Source organism: Mesorhizobium sp. PAMC28654, from assembly GCF_020616515.1.
Taxonomy (GTDB): domain Bacteria; phylum Pseudomonadota; class Alphaproteobacteria; order Rhizobiales; family Rhizobiaceae; genus Mesorhizobium.
The window spans coordinates 3,859,474-3,882,066 of record NZ_CP085135.1; the positions used below are offsets into that span (position 1 = coordinate 3,859,474).

20 protein-coding genes and 1 pseudogene are annotated in these 22,593 nt (G+C 59.8%); 10 read left to right on the plus strand and 11 right to left on the minus strand.

Going from position 1 to position 22,593, the window contains the following annotated elements; genetic code table 11:
- Nucleotides 1-148: 148 nt before the first annotated feature.
- Both LGH82_RS18910 and LGH82_RS18915 read right to left on the minus strand, forming a co-directional pair.
- Nucleotides 149-643, minus strand: coding sequence for a hypothetical protein (locus LGH82_RS18910; RefSeq protein ID WP_227344187.1), 495 nt, complete (start codon nucleotides 641-643; stop codon nucleotides 149-151).
- A gap of 55 nt (nucleotides 644-698) precedes the next feature.
- The gene (locus tag LGH82_RS18915; RefSeq protein WP_227344188.1) at nucleotides 699-3,221 is read right to left on the minus strand and encodes a DEAD/DEAH box helicase family protein; all 2,523 of its coding nucleotides are present in this window, start codon (nucleotides 3,219-3,221) and stop codon (nucleotides 699-701) included.
- Between the two features lie 231 nt (nucleotides 3,222-3,452).
- Between LGH82_RS18915 and LGH82_RS18920 the strand changes: the two genes are divergently transcribed.
- Nucleotides 3,453-4,804, plus strand: a protein-coding gene (locus LGH82_RS18920; RefSeq protein WP_227344189.1) for an IS3 family transposase whose coding sequence is annotated in 2 segments (ribosomal slippage) — nucleotides 3,453-3,789 and nucleotides 3,789-4,804 — 1,353 coding nt in all. Because the reading frame shifts where the segments join, the coding sequence is not laid out codon by codon here.
- Nucleotides 4,805-5,267: 463 nt separating this feature from the next.
- Here LGH82_RS18920 and LGH82_RS18925 read toward each other — a convergent pair.
- Nucleotides 5,268-5,489, minus strand: a complete 222-nt coding sequence (locus LGH82_RS18925; protein WP_227344190.1) for a DUF6471 domain-containing protein — start codon at nucleotides 5,487-5,489, stop codon at nucleotides 5,268-5,270.
- Between the two features lie 151 nt (nucleotides 5,490-5,640).
- On the opposite strand from LGH82_RS18925, the gene LGH82_RS18930 reads away from it, so the two are divergent.
- The 3 genes and pseudogenes from LGH82_RS18930 (at nucleotide 5,641) to LGH82_RS18940 (ending at nucleotide 8,315) form a co-directional block, all read left to right on the plus strand.
- Nucleotides 5,641-5,865, plus strand: coding sequence for a hypothetical protein (locus tag LGH82_RS18930; protein ID WP_227344191.1), 225 nt, complete (start codon nucleotides 5,641-5,643; stop codon nucleotides 5,863-5,865).
- Between the two features lie 95 nt (nucleotides 5,866-5,960).
- Complete coding sequence (locus tag LGH82_RS18935) at nucleotides 5,961-6,563, plus strand: hypothetical protein (protein WP_227344192.1); 603 nt, start codon at nucleotides 5,961-5,963, stop codon at nucleotides 6,561-6,563.
- Between the two features lie 395 nt (nucleotides 6,564-6,958).
- A pseudogene (locus tag LGH82_RS18940) lies at nucleotides 6,959-8,315 on the plus strand (IS3 family transposase).
- 90 nt (nucleotides 8,316-8,405) lie between these two features.
- Here the strand turns inward: LGH82_RS18940 and LGH82_RS18945 are convergent.
- The 3 genes from LGH82_RS18945 to LGH82_RS33700 form a co-directional block, all read right to left on the minus strand.
- The gene (locus tag LGH82_RS18945) at nucleotides 8,406-9,062 is read right to left on the minus strand and encodes a hypothetical protein (RefSeq protein ID WP_227344193.1); all 657 of its coding nucleotides are present in this window, start codon (nucleotides 9,060-9,062) and stop codon (nucleotides 8,406-8,408) included.
- Nucleotides 9,063-9,152: 90 nt separating this feature from the next.
- Nucleotides 9,153-9,755 (minus strand): recombinase family protein, encoded by a 603-nt coding sequence (locus LGH82_RS18950; RefSeq protein WP_227344194.1) that lies wholly within the window; start codon nucleotides 9,753-9,755, stop codon nucleotides 9,153-9,155.
- A gap of 382 nt (nucleotides 9,756-10,137) precedes the next feature.
- Nucleotides 10,138-10,806 (minus strand): uracil-DNA glycosylase family protein, encoded by a 669-nt coding sequence (locus LGH82_RS33700; protein WP_227344195.1) that lies wholly within the window; start codon nucleotides 10,804-10,806, stop codon nucleotides 10,138-10,140.
- 421 nt (nucleotides 10,807-11,227) lie between these two features.
- On the opposite strand from LGH82_RS33700, the gene LGH82_RS18960 reads away from it, so the two are divergent.
- The 4 genes from LGH82_RS18960 (at nucleotide 11,228) to LGH82_RS18975 (ending at nucleotide 14,187) form a co-directional block, all read left to right on the plus strand.
- Complete coding sequence (locus LGH82_RS18960; protein WP_227344196.1) at nucleotides 11,228-11,770, plus strand: cytochrome b; 543 nt, start codon at nucleotides 11,228-11,230, stop codon at nucleotides 11,768-11,770.
- An 82-nt stretch (nucleotides 11,771-11,852) separates the two neighbouring features.
- Complete coding sequence (locus tag LGH82_RS18965) at nucleotides 11,853-12,182, plus strand: PepSY domain-containing protein (protein ID WP_227344197.1); 330 nt, start codon at nucleotides 11,853-11,855, stop codon at nucleotides 12,180-12,182.
- Nucleotides 12,179-12,844 carry a response regulator transcription factor gene (locus tag LGH82_RS18970; RefSeq protein WP_227344198.1) on the plus strand — a complete coding sequence of 222 codons (666 nt, stop codon included), beginning with the start codon at nucleotides 12,179-12,181 and terminating at the stop codon, nucleotides 12,842-12,844. The genes LGH82_RS18965 and LGH82_RS18970 overlap by 4 nt, the downstream gene beginning before the upstream one ends.
- Nucleotides 12,844-14,187 (plus strand): ATP-binding protein, encoded by a 1,344-nt coding sequence (locus tag LGH82_RS18975; protein WP_227344199.1) that lies wholly within the window; start codon nucleotides 12,844-12,846, stop codon nucleotides 14,185-14,187. Before LGH82_RS18970 ends, LGH82_RS18975 begins: the two co-directional genes overlap by 1 nt.
- Before the next feature lies 1 nt (nucleotide 14,188).
- Here LGH82_RS18975 and LGH82_RS18980 read toward each other — a convergent pair whose 3' ends face one another.
- From LGH82_RS18980 to LGH82_RS18990, 3 genes are read right to left on the minus strand one after another with little or no spacing between them, the layout of a single operon-like run.
- Nucleotides 14,189-15,700, minus strand: coding sequence for an RnfABCDGE type electron transport complex subunit D (locus tag LGH82_RS18980; RefSeq protein WP_227344200.1), 1,512 nt, complete (start codon nucleotides 15,698-15,700; stop codon nucleotides 14,189-14,191).
- Nucleotides 15,697-16,413, minus strand: a complete 717-nt coding sequence (locus tag LGH82_RS18985; protein ID WP_264484332.1) for an FAD:protein FMN transferase — start codon at nucleotides 16,411-16,413, stop codon at nucleotides 15,697-15,699. Before LGH82_RS18985 ends, LGH82_RS18980 begins: the two co-directional genes overlap by 4 nt.
- 30 nt (nucleotides 16,414-16,443) lie before the next feature.
- Entirely contained in the window at nucleotides 16,444-17,058 is a 615-nt protein-coding gene (locus tag LGH82_RS18990) for an FMN-binding protein (protein ID WP_227344202.1), read from the minus strand.
- A gap of 467 nt (nucleotides 17,059-17,525) precedes the next feature.
- On the opposite strand from LGH82_RS18990, the gene LGH82_RS18995 reads away from it, so the two are divergent.
- Together LGH82_RS18995 and LGH82_RS19000 are read left to right on the plus strand one after the other, a co-directional pair.
- Nucleotides 17,526-19,217, plus strand: coding sequence for an FAD-dependent oxidoreductase (locus LGH82_RS18995; RefSeq protein WP_227344203.1), 1,692 nt, complete (start codon nucleotides 17,526-17,528; stop codon nucleotides 19,215-19,217).
- Entirely contained in the window at nucleotides 19,217-19,525 is a 309-nt protein-coding gene (locus LGH82_RS19000; RefSeq protein ID WP_227344204.1) for a UBP-type zinc finger domain-containing protein, read from the plus strand. The genes LGH82_RS18995 and LGH82_RS19000 overlap by 1 nt, the downstream gene beginning before the upstream one ends.
- Before the next feature lie 10 nt (nucleotides 19,526-19,535).
- Here LGH82_RS19000 and LGH82_RS19005 read toward each other — a convergent pair whose 3' ends face one another.
- Nucleotides 19,536-19,712 carry a hypothetical protein gene (locus tag LGH82_RS19005; protein WP_227344205.1) on the minus strand — a complete coding sequence of 59 codons (177 nt, stop codon included), beginning with the start codon at nucleotides 19,710-19,712 and terminating at the stop codon, nucleotides 19,536-19,538.
- 116 nt (nucleotides 19,713-19,828) lie between these two features.
- Nucleotides 19,829-22,450 (minus strand): bifunctional lysylphosphatidylglycerol flippase/synthetase MprF, encoded by a 2,622-nt coding sequence (gene mprF, locus LGH82_RS19010; protein ID WP_227344206.1) that lies wholly within the window; start codon nucleotides 22,448-22,450, stop codon nucleotides 19,829-19,831.
- Between the last annotated feature and the right edge of the window lie 143 nt (nucleotides 22,451-22,593).

Here is a 22,593-nt window from a genome sequence, read left to right on the forward strand (position 1 = left end):
GAGTTTGGGGGTTCACGCCATCCGCAGCGAAGTGCCGGAACTCTATTGCAGCCATGGATGGGACATAGCTGCAGGGAAACGACCGCCGTCTAGACAGGTCGGAAGAGCAATCGTTCGTTGAACGGATGTGGCGAAGCACCATCTGACCTCATTCGATAGCGGCAGCCGCTGCCGCCTTCTTCGTGGGTTTGTCGTGCAAGGTAAAGCCTGGGTGATAGTGCTGTATAAGGCCGTGCACGACTTGCCTCGCCTCCTCGATCAACTTTAGAGCATCGGGCTCATCGGCGAACGCGCCCCGGTGGACGATGTCGTTCCGTTTCTGGTTAATCAGCTCCGCCTGCTTTTTGAGCGAAGCGAGTTGTGTCTTGCGCGCATTGTCTGCCTCAGCCGGAATAATCAGCCGGGTGAACTTGCCATCGATGCCGTTGGCCCACTTCAGTAGGCTGTCGACGAAATCGTTGCTGAACCCGGTGCCTGCGAAGCGCTGGCGGACTGCGATATTGGCGGCAATCTCGGCAGCCGTAGCGGCGCGAACGATGGCAGCAGACCAGTCCCTTCCCCTGCCCAGCAAGCCACCGATCTTGTTCCATTGAGATTGGATTTTCTGCAGATCGGTGCGGTCATTATACGGTGTAGTGCTCATTTTCGCCTCCTGCGGCTGGCCGTCAATCCAGGGTTGACATCTCGACGGCTGAAGCTCAGGCCTTCAGCGGTTTGACCGCAAGTCTCGCGAACAGCCCCTCCGCAGACCACTCCTGTTGCTCTCCCATCGAGGAAGCACGAGCGTAGCGTTCAAGGGGAGAAAGGTTGCCCATTCCCTGGACGACAGCTAAAAAATCCCTGTAGACCTTCTGCATGGCCACCCTGTTGGAGAAAAACATCCTCGCGGACGGATTGCTGCTATCAGTGACCATTGAACTTTCCGAGTACACCAGAATTCCGGGAACCTGGTAGTCTGGGAAGTTGTCTATCGTCCACTGTAGATGCTGAAATACCTGTCCGACCTCCTCGGAATTCAGCCACGATGTAGTCGCCTTGTCGGTCTTCAGCTCGATGGGGATCGCCGTCTTTGAATGATGATCGAGCCAAAGGTTATCCGGTCCATCATTTACGTCGGTGCATGGTCGCGACGACTCGAAGCCGAGCGCAGCGCCGATGACACGAACTGCTTCCTCCGCCTTGCGGTGATCCGTCTCGGAAAACGCTGGTTGGACAAGATCGATCATCTTGGTCATCCGCCTGTTGAGCTCTGGGATGCTGCCGACACAAAAGGCGCGGAGCCCCTCTTCAACTACCGTGCGGGTGTTTTCGAGAAGACCGACGTCGGCTGCGGTCCTCCGAGGCAATGGAAGCTTACCTCCCAATCTGTTCCGTGCTTCGTCGAACCAATCGAACATCGCCTCTTGCTCGTGACGCACGCCGTTAGCCACACCGAGCCAAAGCGCATACCACCCAGCCAAGCGCGGGTTCGCCATCCGAACCTCCTCGATCTTGCCGGAAAGCTCGTTTATCGCGCCTGCTGGCTCCCCTTGCCAGAGCTTCAGCATGAAGTTCGCCTCACATTTTGCGAGTTCATCGTCCAACTTAGTGTAAGCCGCCCGATCGGTGATGCGCTTTTCTTCGATTGGGTTCTTTCCAATCTGCGCCTGATAGTAGCCAAGCCATTGCGGGTCTCTCTTGATGATCTGATTAACGATTGACTGAACAATTTCCGGAGTTATTCCCTTAAGTTGATCGCAAAACTCCTCGGAAAGTCTGATTTGCTCCTGAAGTATTTTTGGAAAGAATGCTTGGTTTGCTACGTTACGAAGCCAGTTCTCTGCATCTTTCGAATAAATGAAGTAAATTCCATAGTCGTTTTTGCCTCGATTAATCCGACCGAACAGCTGCGTGAACCTGTTTGCAACGCGGGGGAAAAAGGTCTGGTCAAGCCGAATGCGCTCGAACAGATAGCGCTCAAGCTGGGCCGATCCCACGGGCACTCCATCTACCACCATGACGCGGCAGTCATCGTCCGGAAGGTCAATCCCGTCATAGCGGCCCATCAACAGGAAACTGCCTGACTCAGCCGAACGAAAGGCGTCGAGCTTTGCCGTAAAATCGTTAGCGGTACTCGGCGCCTCTGCCACATTTTCCCATTTGTCTGCTTCCCGCTCGCTGGGAACTGCGATCAAGACCTTTGCCTGCGCGCTGACAGAAGCAATCCCATTCACGTTGTCACAGAACCCGTTCAGCGCGGAGCCGAACAACATGAGTCGCTCGCCCAACCCGGCATCAACATCTGGTTCGATGACTCGTGGAGAACGGCCGAAGGCGCGAATTATGTCGCCTTTCGACTGCACTGTCGCAGAAAGAAACACTTTCGGGACAGATCTATCCTCAAGAGCTCCAACTTGGAGAGCTGGGAGGAACGGCGGCGTTATTTCAATAACAAACTTGCTTATCGTTATAGAACAATACTGAATATGACCCCGCAAATAATCGTACGGAAGCGTAAACCCAATGTCACTATCAGAGAATGCCGTAACGATAGACTCGATCTCATCGCTTCTATTTAGAACTCCATTTGGAGGACACAATGCCACTGAGCCGGAAGACGTATCCGATACAATTTGCTCAAAATTGTATTTTTGGCCTATGTCTTGAAAACAATCTCGAATGACACGGGCTAGCTGATCGTAGAACTGCGCATTTTTCGCTTTGCGAACCGTTATCGTGAAGGCATCACGGACAAGGCGCTCCCCAACGTGTGCATCGTCAAATATTATCGCACCCGGCGTACGTTCGCCACGGAATTTGTTGCGTGTATTGAATAGTGCTTGGTACGTTGTGATACAGAACGACTTGGATTGCGCAAAGTTCTCATCTGAAAACTCTCGCTGATGGTATGTCGTCGGAAATATCCCAATGCCGTTGGCTTCTTTAACGGTCTGACGTATCAGATCAATTGTCGGGCAAACGTAGACGACATTCCTGTATCCCTGCTGAAGAAAGCTCTGTGCAATCAGGACGCCGACCAGCGTCTTTCCAGCGCCAGTATACATCGATATCAGCGTGTCTAATTTTGGATCCTTGAACCATTCATCAAGAGCCTGGGCCTGCCCTTGCCAAAGTTCTTTTACCTTGGCCTTGCCAGACGGTCTGTTCCTGAAAATTTCGCGAGGGTTAGTTGATCTCGCTCCCACCTTCGGCTTTTCCAGCCCTCCAAAATCGAAGACCACCCTGCAACCTCCCAATACTGCCCGCTCGCGCTTCGTCTCGACAATAGTTGAAGTTGGAAAACGTCGCGAGTCCAGAGCTCCAAAATCTCTCTCCGATCGACAATATTCGAAACAGCGGTATCCGGCGGCTTGTCGTACTGGCTTTTTGTTCCCCGTCAGCACCTGTGTCCCAGATTTGAGGTTGTGAATTAAGGAGGGTTTTGATCTCGTCGTCACGACGAAGGAACCAAGATGAGCCCTAAATCCTCAAGTGCCAAGAAGCCTGCCGAGCAGGTGGTAAAGGACATTCGCCGGGCGACCCGGCGGCATTTTTCAGCGGAAGACAAGATCCGGATCGTGCTGGACGGGCTGCGCGGCGAAGACAGCATCGCCGAGCTGTGCCGCAAGGAAGGGATCGCGCAGAGCCTGTATTACACCTGGTCCAAGGAGTTCATGGAGGCCGGCAAGCGCCGATTGGCGGGTGATACCGCTCGTGCTGCCACCAGCGACGAGGTCAAGGATTTGCGCCGGGAGGCCGGCGCGCTGAAGGAATGCGTCGCTGATCTGACACTGGAAAACCGTCTGCTCAAAAAAAGCATGATCGCGGATGGGGACGAGCAAGAATGAGATATCCCGCATCCGAAAAGCTCGAGATCATCAGGATCGTCGAGCAGTCACACCTGCCAACCCGCAAAACGCTGGACCGACTGGGCATCCCGCGCCGGACCTTCTATCGCTGGTATGACCGTTATGTCGAGGGCGGGCCTGAGGCGCTGCAGGATCGGCCCTCGGCGCCGAGCCGGGTGTGGAACCGCATCCCGCCTGCCATCCATGACCAGATCATCGAACTGGCGCTGGAGCAGTCCGAGCTCTCCCCGCGCGAACTGGCAGTACGGTTCACCGACGAGACGCGCTACTTCGTGTCAGAAGCCAGCGTTTACCGGCTCCTCAAGGCCTACGATCTGATCACCAGCCCGGCCTATGTGGTGATCAAGGCGGCGAACGAGTTCCACACCAAGACGACGCGACCCAACGAGATGTGGCAGACGGACTTCACCTACTTCAAGATCATCGGCTGGGGCTGGATGTACCTGTCGACCGTGCTCGACGATTACTCCCGCTACATCATCGCCTGGAAACTGTGCAGCACCATGCGGGCCGAGGACGTCACCGACACGCTGGACATGGCACTTACTGCCTCAGGGTGCGACCAGGCCCATGTGCACCACAAGCCTCGGCTGCTCAGCGATAATGGCCCCAGCTACATCGCCGGCGAACTGGCGGACTATATCCAGGACCAACGCATGAGCCATGTCCGGGGCGCTCCAATGCATCCCCAGACCCAAGGCAAGATCGAGCGCTGGCACCAGACCCTCAAAAACCGAATCCTCTTGGAGAACTACTTTCTGCCCGGCGACCTTGAGGCCCAGATCGCAGCCTTCGTCGAACATTACAACCATCGACGCTACCACGAGAGCCTGGCCAACGTAACGCCAGCCGACGCCTACTTCGGCAGGGCCGCAGCCATTATCAAACAGCGAGAAAGGATCAAACGCCAAACCATCCAACATCGGCGCTTGCAGCACCGCAAGATCGCCGCTTAACATCAACCCCAAGATGAGGCCGACACTCCGCTAATCTGCGATCCAATCTGAGCCAAATGATCTGACGACGGACACTGGCTTTTGTCCTCCCGGTCGCCGTTCAAGAATGGTACTGATGGTACCGGCGCCTGCAGCTAGCGGACCATCGCGGACGGCAGCTTCCAAAAAGCGGCTGATCGTTCGGAACGACTGCTGTCGCGTCGTGAGTTAATGAGGCAAAATTGGCTTATGACGCGAAGCTAGAACGGCAGCTTACCGCCGAGAGCTTCGGAAAAGCAGACCGTCAGGATACGGCCGACTACTGTCATTCGAGACTGGCGGCGGATGGTCGCTTTTGGCCACGACAGGAACCACACGGAGCCGCCTTCTGTGGCGACGCTAGGCGCCAGGTGTTCACGCCACTAGGAAGCGTCTTCGCGGTCGGGTTCGCGCAAGGCCTATCGCGGAGACGGAACGCCCGCCACTAGTCGAGCCGCAGGCGTTCTGAACCAACGGCCTTCAGGCATTGCGCAAGAAAGACTGCGCTAAAACGACCCCGCGCCAATTTGTTGCGGATATTGGCTTCTTTCTCTTCGACCCCAATCGCGGCCAATTTGTCCGCAAGCTCGGCGTAGGTCACGCCTTTCAGCTTTAGCTCTCCCTTCAACAGATTGCTGATCAGCTTTTCCCAGTCGGTCGTCGGCATGGCAACCCCAAAATAAAGTTAGTAAGACTCATTGAACGCACTATATTCGCGCCTTATGTATCGTTCACAGTACTAATGCAACCAAAAGATACCCACAAATCACTTGTTGGCAGCTTCGGCATTGCCGGTTGCCGCTCAAAGGAATTCCAAAATGACCATCGACCCCACGACAGCGAGCGCGCTGAACGAACTTTTGCGCGAACTCGCCTCGGAGCTAGATCTTCACTATGACGACAACGCCTTCCGCGCAATCGAACCCACGATTGAAGCGATGAAACGCGCTGCCAAATTGGTGACGGAGGCCGGCTACACAGCGCCGGACTCATACCGGCATATCGTTCGGCGTTTTGAACGAAACGTTAATCCCAACAGATAGTGATCGCTCACCAACAAATCCACGCCAGCAGTTTCCACTCTGCAAAGCGAGCTTAGTGACCGCTCGCTTTGCCGGGCATCCAAGGATTTCAAACAATGCCTCAAAAATTCGATCCTACAGTTTCGAGTGCCGACTATCTGGCAATCGCCCGCAAGCGACATAGCGCCGGACGCTCCAAGATTTATCCCGATCTAAAGTGGATGCTGGTCAACGCCGCATTCGACTTTGGTATCCAGCCCCGACACGTTGATCTGCTACTTGATCCTCTCGGTTGGAGTGAACTGGTCATCCAACAAAAAAGGACACCTCGCGTTTTCTTGGACGCACGTGTCAACCAGAGCGGCAACGCGGAAATCGTGTGGGCGAGAGGGGACAAGGGAATTCTCTACGAAGAGGATTTCGTGCGCCCGTATTTGCACGCAGCACAGTCTCCGAGCGAAGGTCCTGGCCGCGGCATTGGGGAGGTCATGTGGGCCAAAGGTTTTGAGAGGCTCGTCGCCAATGCTGCCGCGCGTCAGTGCCCTGCGGCGACAGCTTTGCTGTTCGGGTTTGCCGCTCGACTGAATGAACTCGCTGCTGTAATCGCGGAAGGGGTGGATCTGGTAGGTGCCATGAAGTTGGAGTTTCGCTATCTAGCGGCTATCCGACCTCGGTTGAATTCGTCCCCACCATCTCATCGGAACGCCTGGACGGGTTGAGAGAAGCTGGCCGTGAACAACGAAGGCCGCGTTTGCAGGCCGCGATAAAGAAGCTTGAGGAGTTGCATCCCTTAGACATGAAGGCGCCGGATAGCGCGGATCGGACCGATTAAGCGGACAAAAATCCTGCATGGCCGTTTCCTGAGTCAGACAGGTGCCTCACAGCGCCATGCGGCAGCGCCGAGTCCCTGCCAGCCTCAGGCGGAAGGAAGCCCTGCAGGGTGCCTCCCTGGCGCCGTATGACTCAAAGGCGAAGCGCCACCAACTCACGTTCGCTCGTTGCCTCGCTTAAGGCTAAGTGGGTGCAGGTTGTTCCCCGTCAGCACCTGTGTCCCAGATTTGAGGTTGTGAATTAAGGAGGGTTTTGATCTCGTCGTCACGACGAAGGAACCAAGATGAGCCCTAAATCCTCAAGTGCCAAGAAGCCTGCCGAGCAGCAGGTGGTAAAGGACATTCGCCGGGCGACCCGGCGGCATTTTTCAGCGGAAGACAAGATCCGGATCGTGCTGGACGGGCTGCGCGGCGAAGACAGCATCGCCGAGCTGTGCCGCAAGGAAGGGATCGCGCAGAGCCTGTATTACACCTGGTCCAAGGAGTTCATGGAGGCCGGCAAGCGCCGATTGGCGGGTGATACCGCTCGTGCTGCCACCAGCGACGAGGTCAAGGATTTGCGCCGGGAGGCCGGCGCGCTGAAGGAATGCGTCGCTGATCTGACACTGGAAAACCGTCTGCTCAAAAAAAGCATGATCGCGGATGGGGACGAGCAAGAATGAGATATCCCGCATCCGAAAAGCTCGAGATCATCAGGATCGTCGAGCAGTCACACCTGCCAACCCGCAAAACGCTGGACCGACTGGGCATCCCGCGCCGGACCTTCTATCGCTGGTATGACCGTTATGTCGAGGGGGCGGGCCTGAGGCGCTGCAGGATCGGCCCTCGGCGCCGAGCCGGGTGTGGAACCGCATCCCGCCTGCCATCCATGACCAGATCATCGAACTGGCGCTGGAGCAGTCCGAGCTCTCCCCGCGCGAACTGGCAGTACGGTTCACCGACGAGACGCGCTACTTCGTGTCAGAAGCCAGCGTTTACCGGCTCCTCAAGGCCTACGATCTGATCACCAGCCCGGCCTATGTGGTGATCAAGGCGGCGAACGAGTTCCACACCAAGACGACGCGACCCAACGAGATGTGGCAGACGGACTTCACCTACTTCAAGATCATCGGCTGGGGCTGGATGTACCTGTCGACCGTGCTCGACGATTACTCCCGCTACATCATCGCCTGGAAACTGTGCAGCACCATGCGGGCCGAGGACGTCACCGACACGCTGGACATGGCACTTACTGCCTCAGGGTGCGACCAGGCCCATGTGCACCACAAGCCTCGGCTGCTCAGCGATAATGGCCCCAGCTACATCGCCGGCGAACTGGCGGACTATATCCAGGACCAACGCATGAGCCATGTCCGGGGCGCTCCAATGCATCCCCAGACCCAAGGCAAGATCGAGCGCTGGCACCAGACCCTCAAAAACCGAATCCTCTTGGAGAACTACTTTCTGCCCGGCGACCTTGAGGCCCAGATCGCAGCCTTCGTCGAACATTACAACCATCGACGCTACCACGAGAGCCTGGCCAACGTAACGCCAGCCGACGCCTACTTCGGCAGGGCCGCAGCCATTATCAAACAGCGAGAAAGGATCAAACGCCAAACCATCCAACATCGGCGCTTGCAGCACCGCAAGATCGCCGCTTAACATCAACCCCAAGATGAGGCCGACACTCCGCTAATCTGCGATCCAATCTGAGCCAAATGATCTGACGACGGACAATTCTGTCTGCTTTTCCTAAGCTGCTTGCTGGTCGTAGGTCCGTATCACTGACGCATTGTCGGCCATTTCAAGGAGCGCCAACATCAGGCTGCGCATTTGTTCGTGGTCCAGTGTCGTCCGCTCCCCTTTTGCCAGCGCCCAATCGAAGTTTACGAGCACTGCCTCGATTGCCTCCTGTCGACCTAAATTGAATTTGCTTGTTCGCGATCCTTCAAGGGCTCCGGATACCAACCGAAGTTCGTTTCGAAGATGGCGATGATGGTCGAGGCTTTCTCTCACTCGCTGTCGGGGTTCAGCGTTTGCGATCAGGCGATCCACAGAGAATTTCGCCGATGCGTTCAGCTTGAGAACCAGGTAGTGCTTGCCTTCGCCTCCATCTTTATCCGACCTATTTGACCCCAGATAAACCGTTCCCCGGTGGAGGGTCGCGATCTTGAGAAAGAGGTAGAACGGTAGGTCCATGAGATGTTCTCCATGACCCTCCTCCACCTTCCATGCAATCAGACCTCCCTCTAGCCGGGCCTCGGGGTCATCAAGCAACAGGGACTTCAAGGGATCAGCACCATCCTTAAGTTCCGGTTGAGCATCCGGCATGCCAGGATAGCCCTCGTTGACAGTATAGCCTAGTACCAGCTCCAGGTATTGACACCCGGAGAGCCTGGGTATATCCATACCCTTACTCCTTCATCTTATCTGTATTTCGTATGCGTACCTGGATAGGGGCATACAATTTTGGCCAATACAGTTTTTTACTGAGGCCTGTCAACTGTTATTTTTGCGAGACGGGCGAAGGATGCGAAATACGCTCGCCCGTCCGATGTCCAGCTCGGCTGCAATGGCGTCAGCAGTCTTCCCTTCGCCCTTGAGGCGGATGACATCGGCCGCCTTGCGCTTGGCCGTAGGTGCCCGTCCCTTGTATTTCCCCTCGGCCCTGGCCTTGGCTATGCCCTCACGCTGCCGCTCCAGCATCAATCCACGCTCAAACTCGGCAATGGAGCCCAGCAGATTGAGCATGAGCTTGCCAGTCGGCGTTCCCGTGTCGAGGCTTATGGCGAGGATACGTAAGCCGGCTCCTTTGGCCTTCAGGTGCTCTGTGATCGCCACTAGGTCGGCAACCGATCGTGCGAGCCGGTCCAGCTTGGTGACGATCATGGTGTCTCCCTCGCGGACATAGTCCAGGCAGCGCTCCAGCTCAGGGCGCTTGGTTGCGACCGACGAAATCTGCTCCTGGAAGACCTTGGCGCATCCTGCGGCGTTTAGATCGCGAAGTTGCGCCTCTAGGCCCGCCTTCTGGTCGGTGGTCGAGGTGCGGGCATAGCCGACAAGCTGGCCGTGAGAGGAAGAGGGGGTCTCGTTCGATATCATGCGGGCGCTCCAGGAGGATCACTAGGGTCTGAGATACCATGAGTCCGCAGTATCAAAATGTCAATTGGTATTTGTGTGAGACATGCAGATGGTGCCCGGACGGAGAATCACTAGGGCAAGGCCATGTGACACTGTCCATCAAGCCATTATGTTTGTTGTGTTTTCAGGGTCCGTACCCTAGACTCAACTCCGGTACGCTCCGGCAAGCCCGCTTTTTGAATGGCCTGTTGCGACCTGAGGCCAATCCGGCCTCGGCGAGGGATGGCAGGGGGGGGAAATTCGCCCGCTGTCACGTAGATTGAGGGGCTCGCGTGAGGTACCCCTTATTGCGATCCGGTAGTCTAGGCCCGTCAGCAGAATATGGCGGCGGCCTCCAACCAACTCAAACGCCATTTCGTAAGACTTGAAGGCGATTTGCAATCCGCTCCCACTGAAGCCTGACCCCTTCAAACCCTCCCGCTGCATTGAAGGTTCGCCCGCCGGTGTGAGTGACCGCGAAAATCTCGGAATTTCGATACGGAAAGCGTTCCTTTAGGGCTTCCGTTAGTGTCAAGCGGGGCAATCCTTCGGCCCTTCGTAAGGTATTATAAGTCGCGGACCCCAGACAAATGACGACCAGTGGGTTCACGATGTCAATTTGCGGTCGACAATAGGTCTCCGCACAGTAAGCGAGATGAGCCCTTGAGATTCTAGAATCCATATTGCCGGGCTTTGCGAACACGAACAGGTCCGTTGCATATGTTTGTTCAAATCGCATACCCAAGTGCTCTAAGAGTAGCCTCCTCAAATTTCTATTTGTTGGAAGATCTGGCTTTTGTCCAAACTGCTGCTGATCGGGATCAAAGGGACCTGCGAGGTTGGCCTCCGAATTCCAGTCTTGGCCAATGATCATTACGTCTGAATCGTAATTGTGAGCTGAGATGGTCCACGGGACAACGTAATCTTGTCGATCGTACGCCCCGTCGTGGAAATCTCCAAAACAGCGATGGGGTGGAAGCCTGTCATTCTTCCGAGCGATTGCGAGTTTTCTGAGCGCAGCCCGTTTGGTCAAATCGCAGCTCCCGTCCGATTAGCTGGAGTGTGCAACAGCGGTGTGTAACAAACAGTGGATCTGAGGCCAAAAAGTAGTTATAAATCAAAGCACAAGGCGATCAAGAGCGCAATCCTCTTCTGGGCACCAAATTCCCGTTTCGAACCAGTCGATGGTTCAGAGACTTAAAGAAAAAGCCCGGCTCATCCGGGCTTTTTCTTTGTCCCGGTCCATCCGCCCTGTCCGATGTCCGGCTGTCAGCGAACTGACAGGTTGCCCCTGCCAGTGTCCCGCAAGATCATGATCGTCAAAGCTTGGTTCCAGGACCGCTCTCGTCACCGGAATCAACGGTCGTGGATTGCGGTCGCCGGGGGATCGCGACTCGACAAAGCTTTGACATGATTGTGGCTAGTTTAGAATTATTCAAAACTGGAATGCGCGGATGAACCCCACCTACACAGGCGCCCAGAAGGCCATTCATTGGGCTGTGTTTCTCCTGGTCATCGGGCTTTACGGTCTGACCTATGTCGTTGATCTCTATCCACGTGGCGACCCCGGCCGCGCGCTGGTCTGGTGGCTTCATATTTCGTTCGGAATGCTGCTCTTCGCGCTGGTTGTCGTCCGCGTCGGCCTGCGCCTCACACTGGGAACACCCGGCCTACCCGTGGAAATGTCACAGCTTGAACGATGGGTGGCCAAGATCGCGCATCTTCTGCTCTACGCGCTGCTTGTGGCCATTCCTGTTCTCGGCATCCTGTTGACATGGTATCGGGGCGACGCCTTGAGTTTCTTTGGGCTTTTCACCATTCCGGCTCCAGTTTCTCCGGACCGCGCCACGGCTGGTTTCATCAGGCAACTGCACAGCCTCTGCGCCAATGCGATCCTTATCCTTGCCGGACTGCATGCGGCGGCGGCGCTCTGGCATCATTTCGTCCGCAGAGACGACGTGCTCAAGCGAATGCTGCCGGGGACAAGTGGCTCCTGATCGCGGTTCGAACTACACCGGTCAGATGCAAGCGGCGTGGTGCCGTTTGCGATGTTTCGGGCTCGGACACATGGCCCCCAGGATGAAATCGACGCTGAAGTGCCTGGCGATGGTGGGTCTGTACGGGCTCGTTCTTGCCGCGCCGCTTGCCGCGCGTGCGGACGTGGATGATGACGGCGATCATGATCGGGCGCGGGACCTTTACGAACGTGGAGAAATAAAGGGCCTGTCCAACATACTGGGCGTGGTTCGCGCCGAGGCTCCCGGCGACATCGTGGCCATCGATTTCATCCGGATAGGCGCCAGGTGGGTCTATCGGTTCCAGGTCGTCGACACCGACGGACGCCGCAGGATCGTCGATGTGGACGCCGGTGCCGGGGTGCTGATGCGCGGCAGGGGCGGCGACCGATGAAGATCCTCCTCGCCGAAGACGAGCCACGCATCGCGAGCGACATCTCGGCGGTCCTCAAGGCCGCGGGAATGGCGGTAGACACCGTTCGCGACGGCGAGGCAGCCTGGTTCGCGGGCGACGTCGAGAATTACGACGCCGCGATTCTGGATCTCGGATTGCCGAAGCTAGATGGCTTAACGGTGCTGAAACGCTGGCGGGCCAATGCGCGCCGCTTTCCCGTCCTGATCCTGACGGCAAGGGGCCTGTGGACCGAGCGCGTCGAAGGCATCAACGCGGGTGCGGACGACTATCTGCCCAAGCCGTTTGAAATGGAGGAAATGCTGGCTCGGCTGCGCGCGATCCTAAGGCGCTCAACAGGCCAGGCGGCGCCAGTGCTGAAATCCGGACCGTTGCTTCTCGACACGCGCCAGATGCGCATTTCGCTGCGCGGCGTTCCCGTCGCGCTGTCTCCGCTGGAATACCGGCTGATGGCGTTCCTGATGCATCATGCCGGGCGCGTGGTGGCGCCGACCGAACTGGCGGAGCACCTGTATGATTCGGGCAATGACCGCGATCCCAACGCAATCGAGGTGATCGTCGCGCGCCTGCGACGCAAGCTCGGCAACGATGTCATCGAGACGCGGCGGGGGTTCGGGTACTTCGTGCCCGACGAGCCTTCCTGATGCCGAACTCGATCCGCTTCAGGCTCTGGTCGGCGGCAACCATCTCGATCCTCGTCGCCCTTGCCATCGCCGGCGTCGGACTGCGTTATCTGTTCGAACTGAATGTCGAACGGCGTGTCGTCAGCGAGCTGACCGTCGATCTCAACGAACTGATCGGTGCGACCAGCTTCGCGGCAGACGGCCGGCTGTCGATCGCGCCGGGCCTGACCGACCCACGCTTCACCAACCCGCTGTCGGGTCACTACTGGCAGGTGGAGGACCTGGCCAGCCATATTCTGGTCCGCTCGCGATCCCTGTGGGACGCAACGCTTGCCTTGCCTGACCAAGGGGCGAGCGGCGAACTGAGAAAGATCGAGGAGCTCAGGGGGCCAGGTGGCGAACTCACCGTAGCCGTGGTGCGCACCATCACCGATGCCGACGGCCGGTCGTTTCGCGCCATCGTGGCGGAAGACCATCGCAGCGTCACGGTGTCGGTGCGCGAATATGTCAGGGATCTCGTGCCGGCGCTCATCGTGCTCGCCGCCGCTCTCATGGCGGCCTTCTTCATCCAGATCACCGTTGGCCTTGCGCCGCTGGAAAACCTGAGGGTCGCCGTTCGAAACGTGATCGCGCAGCGAACCGCGCGGCTTGAGGTGGTGGCGCCAAGCGAGGTGCAGCCGCTCGCCGACGAAATCAACCGCCTCCTCGATGCGCAGGAGAAGGCGCTCGCACGGGCCCGGTCGCGCGCCACCGACCTGGCACACGGCCTGAAGACGCCGCTGCAGGTGCTGTCGGCCGACATTCGGGCCCTGCGCAAGAAGGGCGAGACAGAGCTCGCCGATGAGATCGAGAAGAGCGCCGGAGCGATCCGTCGCCATGTCGAGCGGGAACTGGCGCGCGCCCGTCTGGCGCCCGGCGTTTCCAGCAAGGCATCATGCCGGGTCGGGGAAGCCGCTGCCGGCGTCATCGCCGTCATCAAGCGCACGCCGAGCGGCAAGCACCTCGCCTTCCTGAGCGACGTCGCGGAGGATTTCATGGCGCCGGTTGACGAGGGAGACCTATCGGAGATCCTGGGCAATCTGGTGGAGAATGCGGCGCGCTTCGCAAGATCGTCGGTTCAGGTCAATGCTTGGGCAAGCGACGGCGAGGTGTCCATCGCCGTCGCCGATGACGGCCCGGGCATACCCGATGCGGACCGGGAATCCGCTCTGTCGCGCGGCGTGCAACTGGACAGCAAGGGCGGCAGCAGTGGGCTGGGCCTGGCCATCGTTTCAGACATCGTCGAAGCCTATGGCGGACGCCTGACGATGACCAATGCCGATCCCGGCCTAGTGGTGACCATCGCCCTGCCCCGGCACGGCTGATTCAGGCAAAGCCGGGGAAATAGTCGACCTTTATCTTTGAGCGGCGAACACCCATGGCCAGCAGCTTCTGGCGCAACGCCTTGACCATGGCCTGGGGGCCGGAAATGTAGAAGGTCCGCTCCAGATAGTCGGGGATGGCGAGGCGCACCAGACGCGCGTCGATGTAGCCGGGATATTGGCCGCGCTCGGCCCCCCGGGCCACGGCAAACACCGTCCTGATGCCCAGTTCTCGTCTCGCCGTGTCGAGCACGTCGCGATAGGCGATGTCCTGCTGGGTCTCGGCTCCGTAGAGGACGACGATCGGCCGCTTTTCATGGCTATCGATGAGATATTGCAGCATCGAACGGAATGGCGTGATGCCGATGCCGCCGGCCAGGAAGGCGATCCTGGTTTCGGGATTGGTCGGCAGGGTGAAGTCACCGGCCAGCTGAGATGCGTGGATCGTGCTGCCCGGCTTCATCGTACCCAGCGCCTGCTTGAAGGCGCTTGATTGCGGATAGAATTTGACTCCAAGCCGCACGGATTGCTCCGTGGGCGCCGATGCGACCGTGAAATAGCGACGGTTGCCGCGAATGTCCGAACGGTCGAGACCCAGCGTCCACTCCAGATACTGGCCGGCCTGGAAGGCGAGCTTGCGCGGTGACCTGAAGATGAAGTCGTAGCTGTCGACGGCCGATTGCTCGATGCGTTCGAGCGTAAGCACGAAACGCCCTTTCGGGCTCACCGCGTAGGCGAAGAGATTGCCCGCCAGAAGCGCCAGCTCCGGCGTGAAATAGAAAGAGCCGACATGGATGTTGGGGGCGAACAGAAAGCCGACGATGGCGGCGAAGGCGATGCGCGGCCAGCGCGTCGTCGGCGCCGTCAGCGGCTCGGTCAGCATCACGAAGGCGAAGAACAACAGCGGGGACGACCCCAGCGTCTCCGTCAGCGCGGTGGCGTATTGCGATGGCTCGGTGGTTGCAAGGATGGTGGCCAGCGCCACGATTACGAAGGTTGCGACCAGATCAAGCCGGCGCAGCTTGCGCACGATGAGGAGGCCGCCGGCAAGCACGACGGGAAGCAATGGCAAATTGCCTCCGACCCACCAGGTGGCCGACTGGTCGAGCAGCAGCGCGGTCAACGCCACGCCCAGCGCCGCGGGATTGAACAGGTGCTTCCTGCCGATGGCGAGGATGAACTTGGATGAAATCGCCCAGACGCAGGCGAGCACCACCGCGCCGATCCCCTTGAGGTCCGTGACTGCGACCGGATCGAGGATGAGCGCCAGGATGAGGGCCGTGATATAGACGGACTCGTTGTTGGCCGGAACCTTGAAGACAGAAGCGAAAACCCTGTTGCTGATCCAGCAGGAGGCCAGCATCAATCCCGTGGTGAAGGCGAGCGCGACCGGGTCATGCGGTACAAGCTTGAAGAAGCCGAGCACAAGGGCCGCACCCAGCAAAGCGATCAGATAGTAGAGGACCAGCCGATACATGGTCTGATGGTCGAGAAACCGGTCGAGGGTCCTGATCATGGTTGGCAAAAGGCTCCGAAGCCGCTTGTCGGCGTGGCGCGGCGGTTGCTGTCGACAACGTAGCCCTCCAGACCCGGCGTCTGCTCGAGAAAGAGAATGCCGTCCCGGCCCATGGCGAAGGCGGCCGTGGCGAAGCGATCTGCTTCGAACACATCCGACCCGATGACGGTCAGGCTGACGATTTCGGTGATCAGATCGCCAATCCCACGCGGATTATAGATGTGCTGCCCGCGCACATAGGTGCCGGAAGTGGCGACGCCATGTCCGCGCGGATAGACGATTTTGATGATCTCATCGGCATTGAAGGGATTGCGGATACCGACGCTCCAGTCGAGTCCCAACGAATTCCTGCCGAGGGACTGGATGTCGCCGCCGGCCTCGATGAAGAAATCACTGATGCCGGCCCGCTGAACGATCCCGGCCGCATTGCGGATGGCCCAGCCCTTGACGATGCCGGACGGGTCCAGCGAACCGTCGGGCTTGCGGATGTCGAAATATCCGTCCGTCTCGGTTCTCGTCCGGGCGGCGAGGGCCAGGACTTCCATCATCTCGCCGCTCCAGTCGCGGACAGGAAGATCACCCCGGTTGATGGTCGAAATCTCGCTGTCGGTCCTGTAGGTGCTGAAGCGTCGGTCGATCTGCTCGAAATAGTCGAAGACAGTGTCGACAAGCACGCCGCCCGAGGCACCGTCGATGTCGACGGTGATAGGCATGCCCATCAATATCCGCGTGTCGCGCATGGACTAGGACGACGCTTTCTTCAACGCGCCGCCAAGCGACTGGATGAAGGCCCTGCTGGTCAGCGTGGCGCCCGAAATGATGTCGACATTGGCGCTCTGCGCGCTGATCGCTTCGTCACGCAGCATGGGCAGCGCCTGCCGGTTGATGCTGATCGAGGTGCGGCGGTCATTCGGGAATTTCAGTATTCTCAGGGATGTGAGACGGCCGCCCTGGACGGAGGCCTGAATCTGGATGAGGCCATAATAGGCATCGGCGACAGGGCCGGTGTAGGTGCCGTCGGCAAAGCCGTGCCCTGGCGGCTTGGTGCCGGCACTCACGGCCGGCTTCATGGCGGCCTTGATGATGCGGGCGGTTGCTTGCGTATAATCCGGCCTCGGCTGGGGAATGGGGATGTAGACGGCCGGAGTTATGGCGAAGGACGCCGCCTGCGGCACGGCATTGGCGACAAGCTGGGCTGGCGCCTGTTCCGGCGGTGCAACAGACGTCTGGGAAATCCCCGGCTGGCTGACTGCAGGCGGCTTCTCGGCAGCTGGTGGCTCTTGCATGGGAACAGTGATCGCCGCCGTGGTTTCGCTGGCGACCATGGTCGGCGTGATCGCCGCAGACTCGAACCCCACACTTTGTTGGGGAATCCCAGGCGATGGCGCGGCAAATGCCGCAACGAGACCCGTTGGAATCGGGCTGGCCGGAGCAGGGGGCGGGAGCACGTTCCCGTCGGCGGCACTGGCGGGTCCTGCGGTGTCGATTGCATCGCCGGCGGAGGCCCTGCCCGCCTGATCCCAGACGTAGGCACCCGAAGACGCGATCACGAAAAGCGACAAGGCAATCTGTTTCATGGGCTGCGTTCCACACTGGGTCATGCGCCGGCGAGTCGGCTTTGCGGCAATTCGGAAACAATGTGCCACGACACAGCTGACAATTGGCTGTCAGCGCTTGTGGCCGCCGACAGCACCGATCCTTGCGGTATGTGGCGCCAGATCGTTATCGCGGAACGAGCAGGGCGGCGGCCAGCCCACCTCTCCTCGCGGCTAGGCGCTCAACAAACCGCTTCAAACCGTAGGATCATGGCGCTACGTTCAAAACCATGTCTCAAGCCATCAACCCGATCTTCGGTGCCCGTCGTGACCAGGCGTTTCCGACGCTGCCCCAGGCGGATATCGATCGCATGCGCCGTTTCGGCGAGGCCAGCGCCTATGCCACCGGAGAACGCATCATCAAGGCCGGCGACGTGGCGCCTGGTTTGATCGTCGTCCTGTCGGGCAGTGTGGACATCACCCAGGATGGCGGGCTCGGCCGGCGCGAGACGATCGTCACCCATGGTCCCGGCAGCTTCGTTGGCGAGCTGGCGCAGCTTTCGGCCCGCCCCTCGCTGGTGAACGCGGAGGCCGCCGAACCCGTGGAGGCCTTTGTCATCCCTTCGCAGAGGCTGCGGGACCTGATGGTGCAGGAAGCCAATCTCGGCGAACGCATCATGCGGGCGCTGATCCTGCGCCGTGTCGGGCTGCTGGAAAGCGACACCAGCGGGCCGATCATCATCGGCCCTCTCGACAATGCCGACGTGCTGCGGCTGCAGGGTTTCCTGGCCCGAAGCGGCCAGCCATACCGCGTGCTTGATTCCGCTGCTGATCCTTGCGCCAAAACCCTGGTCGAGCGCTTCGACGTGGACCCCCATCATCTGCCGATCGTGCTGTGTCCGAACGGCAGGCTGTTGCTCAATCCCGGCGAGAAGGACCTCGCTCGCTGCATCGGGCTGCTGCGGCCGATCGATGCTTCCAGGCTATACGACGTCGCCATCATCGGCGCGGGACCGGCCGGGCTGGCGGCGGCGGTCTATGCGGCTTCCGAGGGGCTGTCGACCATCGTGCTCGATTGCCGTGCCTTCGGCGGACAGGCCGGCGCCTCCTCGCGCATCGAAAACTATCTCGGCTTCCCGACGGGCATTTCGGGCATGGCGCTGATGGCGCGTGCCTACAACCAGGCGCAGAAGTTTGGCGTCGAGATGGTGATACCGGACGAGGCGAAGCTGCTGGGCTCCGCGACCGAAGGCGCCTGTTACAGGCTTGATGTCGGCGACGGCGAGACCGTGCGGACGCGCACGGTGGTGATCGCCAGCGGCGCGCGCTATCGCCGTCTCGATCTCGCCAACCTGGCGCAATTCGAGGGAACGTCCGTGCACTACTGGGCGTCGCCGATCGAAGCGCGGCTTTGCGCCGGCCAGGAAGTGGCGCTGGTCGGCGCCGGCAATTCGGCAGGGCAGGCGGCGGTCTACCTGGCAAGCCATGTGCGGAAGGTGGCGCTGCTGGCGCGCGGCGGCAGCCTTGATGCAAGCATGTCGCGCTATCTGGTCGAACGCATCAAGGCGCAAGCGAATATCGAGGTGCTGACCGAGACCGAAATCGAGGCGCTGGACGGCGACGAGGGCAATCTTGCCACCGTACGCTGGCGCAACCGCGTTAGCGGTTTGGAAACGACACGCTCGATCCGCCATCTCTTCCTGTTCATCGGCGCCGACCCCAATACCAACTGGCTGGCGAACTGCAACGTGACGCTGGATGCGAAGGGTTTCGTCCGTACCGGATCGGACATAGGATCGACACACGGTGTGATGGAGACAAGCCGCAGCGGGGTGTTTGCCATCGGCGACGTTCGCTCCGGCTCGGTCAAACGTGTCGCGGCGGCTGTCGGCGAGGGCGCGCAGGTGGTGGCGGCGCTGCATGCTTATCTTGCGAAGGACGGCAGCCACGCCGCCTCGCCTGAACGGAACGGGAGAGTGTGATGGCGGATGAATGCAAACATGCGGCGCATATTCAGGATGTGACGCCGAGCGCGCTCGGCTGCGAGGAATGCCTGAAGAGCGGATCGTGGTGGGTGCATCTGCGGCTGTGCCGCACCTGCGGCCATGTCGGCTGCTGCGACGACTCGCCCAACCGCCACGCCACCAAGCATTTTCACGCCACCAGCCACCCGGTCATCGAAGGCTATGATCCGCCGGAAGGCTGGGGATGGTGCTATGTCGATGAGGTCTTCCTGGACCTTGGCGACCGCACCACGCCCCAGAACGGTCCCATCCCGCGCTTTTATTGAGCCGAGCCCGCTATCTCAAGGACCCTGTGACGGTCCGGTCGACGTCGGGAACGGATTTGCGTTCGTTTCCGGCAAGTGCTGCTATGATCAGCAGGCTGGCAACAACCGGCACAAACAGGATGGCAACGCGGGCTTGGACATAAAAAATGGCGCGCCATTCGCTGCGCTTTTCAGGGCTGTCGCTCATTGTACTCACTTTGCTGCTGCCCCTCGGGGGAAGACATAGCCGCGAACGGTTAAACAACTCCTTCCGACTTCGTTAACGGGAGCCAGTCGCGACCGTTCGGTTGCGACTGGCCGGCATCACGCGGCTTCGGACTTTTGTCCCGGCGCCTTGTTGCTGTTGGCGCCCATGAGCCTGCCCAGGCCGCCCGAGACCAGGAAATTGATGTCGAGCAGCACCTGCGGAATGTTGAAGCCGCCGGGGCAGGCAAGATAGTGGGGCGTCCAGACGGGCGAGAACTTCTGCTTGAAGGCGCGCAAGCCGCCAAAATTGTAGAACTCATCGCCATAGCGGAAGGCAAGCCGCGCAAGACGGCTCCAGCGCGACGCAAGCGAATGGTCGGGGATTCCCGACAGCGGCGCCGCTCCCAGGTTGAACCAGGCGTAGCCCTGTTCCTTGCCGTAGAGGAACAGCCGGACGAACAAGGCGTCCATCAGCACTTTCGAAACGCCCGACTTGTAGCGCATGAGATCGACCGACAGCTCGACGCCGCCGCCGCGCCATATGTTGGCGAACGCCACGATGCGCCCGTGCTGCCTCATGACCGCGCAATCGAACCGGGCGAGATAGGCTGGGTCGAAATGGCCGAGCGAAAACCCCTTCTCGGAGCCGTTCTTCTCCTTGAGCCAGGTATCGGAAACCTCGCGCAACTCGCCCATGATCGACGGTACCTGCGCGGCGGGAATGATCTCGAAGGTGATTTCCTCGCGGGTCGCCCGCCTGTCGGCGTAGCGGAATTCCTGGTTCTTCTGGCCCTCGAGATTGAAGGCCTGGAGATTGACCCTGGCCACCTCTCCAAGCTTCAGCAGGGAATAGCCCATGTCCAGGTAGAGCGGCAGGTTCTCCGGCTGCACGCCATAGAAGACAGCGCGTTTGGCCTGCTTGTCGGCCACTTCGCGGAACCGCCAGACAAGCTCGTTGGCTTCCGCCGGATTGCCGATCGGGTCGCCCATGCTCACCAGCGAATTGCCGGCCCGGCCATACATGATGAAGGTCTTTTCGCTGGACGACAGAAGAAACTCCTTGTCGCCGAGCAGGGCAATGTTGGCCTGCGTGTCCGGCGACAGCGCCACTATGTCAGCGATATCAGCGTGAACCTCGGTCTTGGCCCGCGCCTTGCCGCCGCCGGGCTGGTGGACGACGCGATACATGGCGAGGGCAATCACGCCGATTGCCAGACCGATCGTCGCACGCAGGAAGCGCGTCGCGTCGCTGCTCCACTCGAACTGCCAGAACAGCTGGTTGGAATACTCCACGTCGCTATAGGAGAAATAGCCGAGCCATGTGGTGGCGGCCACGACCAGGCCGATCAGGCCGAGCCAGCGCCAGGATACTCTCGAGACATCCAGCGGGGCCCGACGATAGAACGCGTCCCGGCACAAAAGCAGGAACAGTGCCGTGGCGCCGAGCACCATCGCTTCCTCCCAATCGATGCCCTTGGCCAGGGATGCCAGCGCGCCCAGCACCAGCAGCACCATGGAGATTGCCCAGGCATGGAACAGGCGCCGGCGCAGACCATAGGCCACGATCAACAGCGCCAGCCCGAGCAAGCTGCCGAGGAAATGCGACGATTCGACCAGCGACAGCGGCAGCACGTCCTCGAGCGCGTCGAGGCGGGCGGGAATGCCTGGTGTGGCGCCGGAGAGCAGAAGCACGATACCCGACAGGAAGACGATGGCTGATGTGATCAGGGGCATCATGGTCTTGAGGCTGCGCAGCGGCGCGGACAGCCTGTCCGGCAGGTGGGAGACGAAATAGCGCGATTCGAACGCGGCGAGCAGGAGCGCGGCGACGACGAAGGGGAGCACGTAGTAGATCAGCCTGTAGACGACGAGAGCGGCAAGGACGTCCGCCCTGCCCGCCAGTCCGAGGCCGGCGATGACAGTTGCTTCGAACACGCCGATGCCGCCAGGAACATGGCTGATCGCACCCACGACCAAAGCAGTTGCATAGACGGTGAGGAACAGCGCCGGGCCGACCGACACATCGGCCGGAAGCAGCACGTAGAGCGTCGCGGCGGAGGCGACGATGTCGAATGTCCCGACCAGCAGCTGCAGCAGGATCATGTTTCTCTGGGGCAGCGGGATGGTCCAGCCGAACAGGCTGATCGTGCTGGCATGGCTGCGCGCACGCACGATGGCGAAGATGAGGCCAAGCAGGATCGCGACCCCCAGCAAGCGATCGGCCGCCGGATGGATCAGATCCATCAGCGGAATGCCCGCGGGGTCGAAGATGAGCGCCATGGAGACCACCACGGCGAAGGCGAGCCAGATGGCGAGCCAGGTGAGCAGTACGATCTGGCCGATTTCGCCGGCATCGAGGCCACTGCGCGAATAGGTGCGGAAACGAATGGCGCCGCCTGTGAGCAGATGGAAACCAAGCAGGTTGGAGAATGCGTAGCCGGCCATGCCGGACAGGGCGGCGGTCTGCCATGTCACGCGGCCGGGCGCGACCGAGCGGCTGGCGATGACGTCATAAAGGCCCAGCGCCACGAAACTGGCTGCTGTCGCGAGGACGGCGGCTAGGATGGCATGCGGGCTGAGCATGAACGCCTGACGCCGGATGTCTGACGGGTCTACCCCCGAAATCATCTGGTGAAGCGTTACAAGTGCCGCCGCGGCCATGGCAATTGCCAGCACCTTGCCGGCATGGGCGCGCAGCCCTTTCGGCTCCGCCATCACCATATCGTCTGTATTCGACATTCCCACCTTCGTCTCTCTTGCTATATCCTGCGGCGCGATCTGATTTTCCGCACCGGCCAGGAAGCGCCTTCAGCATCCGAACGGAGAGAGTGATCCCCGTGTGGATGATGAACTGCGAATCTCGGCCTTTTATACTGGAAGGG

Bases quoted from the DNA above. Each gene is read 5' to 3' on its own strand.
- LGH82_RS18910 (WP_227344187.1), bottom strand. From the start codon at position 643: ATGAGCACTACACCGTATAATGACCGCACCGATCTGCAGAAAATCCAA.
- LGH82_RS18925 (WP_227344190.1), bottom strand. From the start codon at position 5,489: ATGCCGACGACCGACTGGGAAAAGCTGATCAGCAATCTGTTGAAGGGA.
- LGH82_RS18930 (WP_227344191.1), top strand. From the start codon at position 5,641: ATGACCATCGACCCCACGACAGCGAGCGCGCTGAACGAACTTTTGCGC.
- LGH82_RS18935 (WP_227344192.1), top strand. From the start codon at position 5,961: ATGCCTCAAAAATTCGATCCTACAGTTTCGAGTGCCGACTATCTGGCA.
- LGH82_RS18945 (WP_227344193.1), bottom strand. From the start codon at position 9,062: ATGGATATACCCAGGCTCTCCGGGTGTCAATACCTGGAGCTGGTACTA.
- LGH82_RS18950 (WP_227344194.1), bottom strand. From the start codon at position 9,755: ATGATATCGAACGAGACCCCCTCTTCCTCTCACGGCCAGCTTGTCGGC.
- LGH82_RS18960 (WP_227344196.1), top strand. From the start codon at position 11,228: ATGAACCCCACCTACACAGGCGCCCAGAAGGCCATTCATTGGGCTGTG.
- LGH82_RS18965 (WP_227344197.1), top strand. From the start codon at position 11,853: ATGAAATCGACGCTGAAGTGCCTGGCGATGGTGGGTCTGTACGGGCTC.
- LGH82_RS18970 (WP_227344198.1), top strand. From the start codon at position 12,179: ATGAAGATCCTCCTCGCCGAAGACGAGCCACGCATCGCGAGCGACATC.
- LGH82_RS18975 (WP_227344199.1), top strand. From the start codon at position 12,844: ATGCCGAACTCGATCCGCTTCAGGCTCTGGTCGGCGGCAACCATCTCG.
- LGH82_RS18980 (WP_227344200.1), bottom strand. From the start codon at position 15,700: ATGATCAGGACCCTCGACCGGTTTCTCGACCATCAGACCATGTATCGG.
- LGH82_RS18985 (WP_264484332.1), bottom strand. From the start codon at position 16,413: ATGCCTATCACCGTCGACATCGACGGTGCCTCGGGCGGCGTGCTTGTC.
- LGH82_RS18995 (WP_227344203.1), top strand. From the start codon at position 17,526: ATGTCTCAAGCCATCAACCCGATCTTCGGTGCCCGTCGTGACCAGGCG.
- LGH82_RS19000 (WP_227344204.1), top strand. From the start codon at position 19,217: ATGGCGGATGAATGCAAACATGCGGCGCATATTCAGGATGTGACGCCG.
- LGH82_RS19005 (WP_227344205.1), bottom strand. From the start codon at position 19,712: ATGAGCGACAGCCCTGAAAAGCGCAGCGAATGGCGCGCCATTTTTTAT.
- mprF (WP_227344206.1), bottom strand. From the start codon at position 22,450: ATGTCGAATACAGACGATATGGTGATGGCGGAGCCGAAAGGGCTGCGC.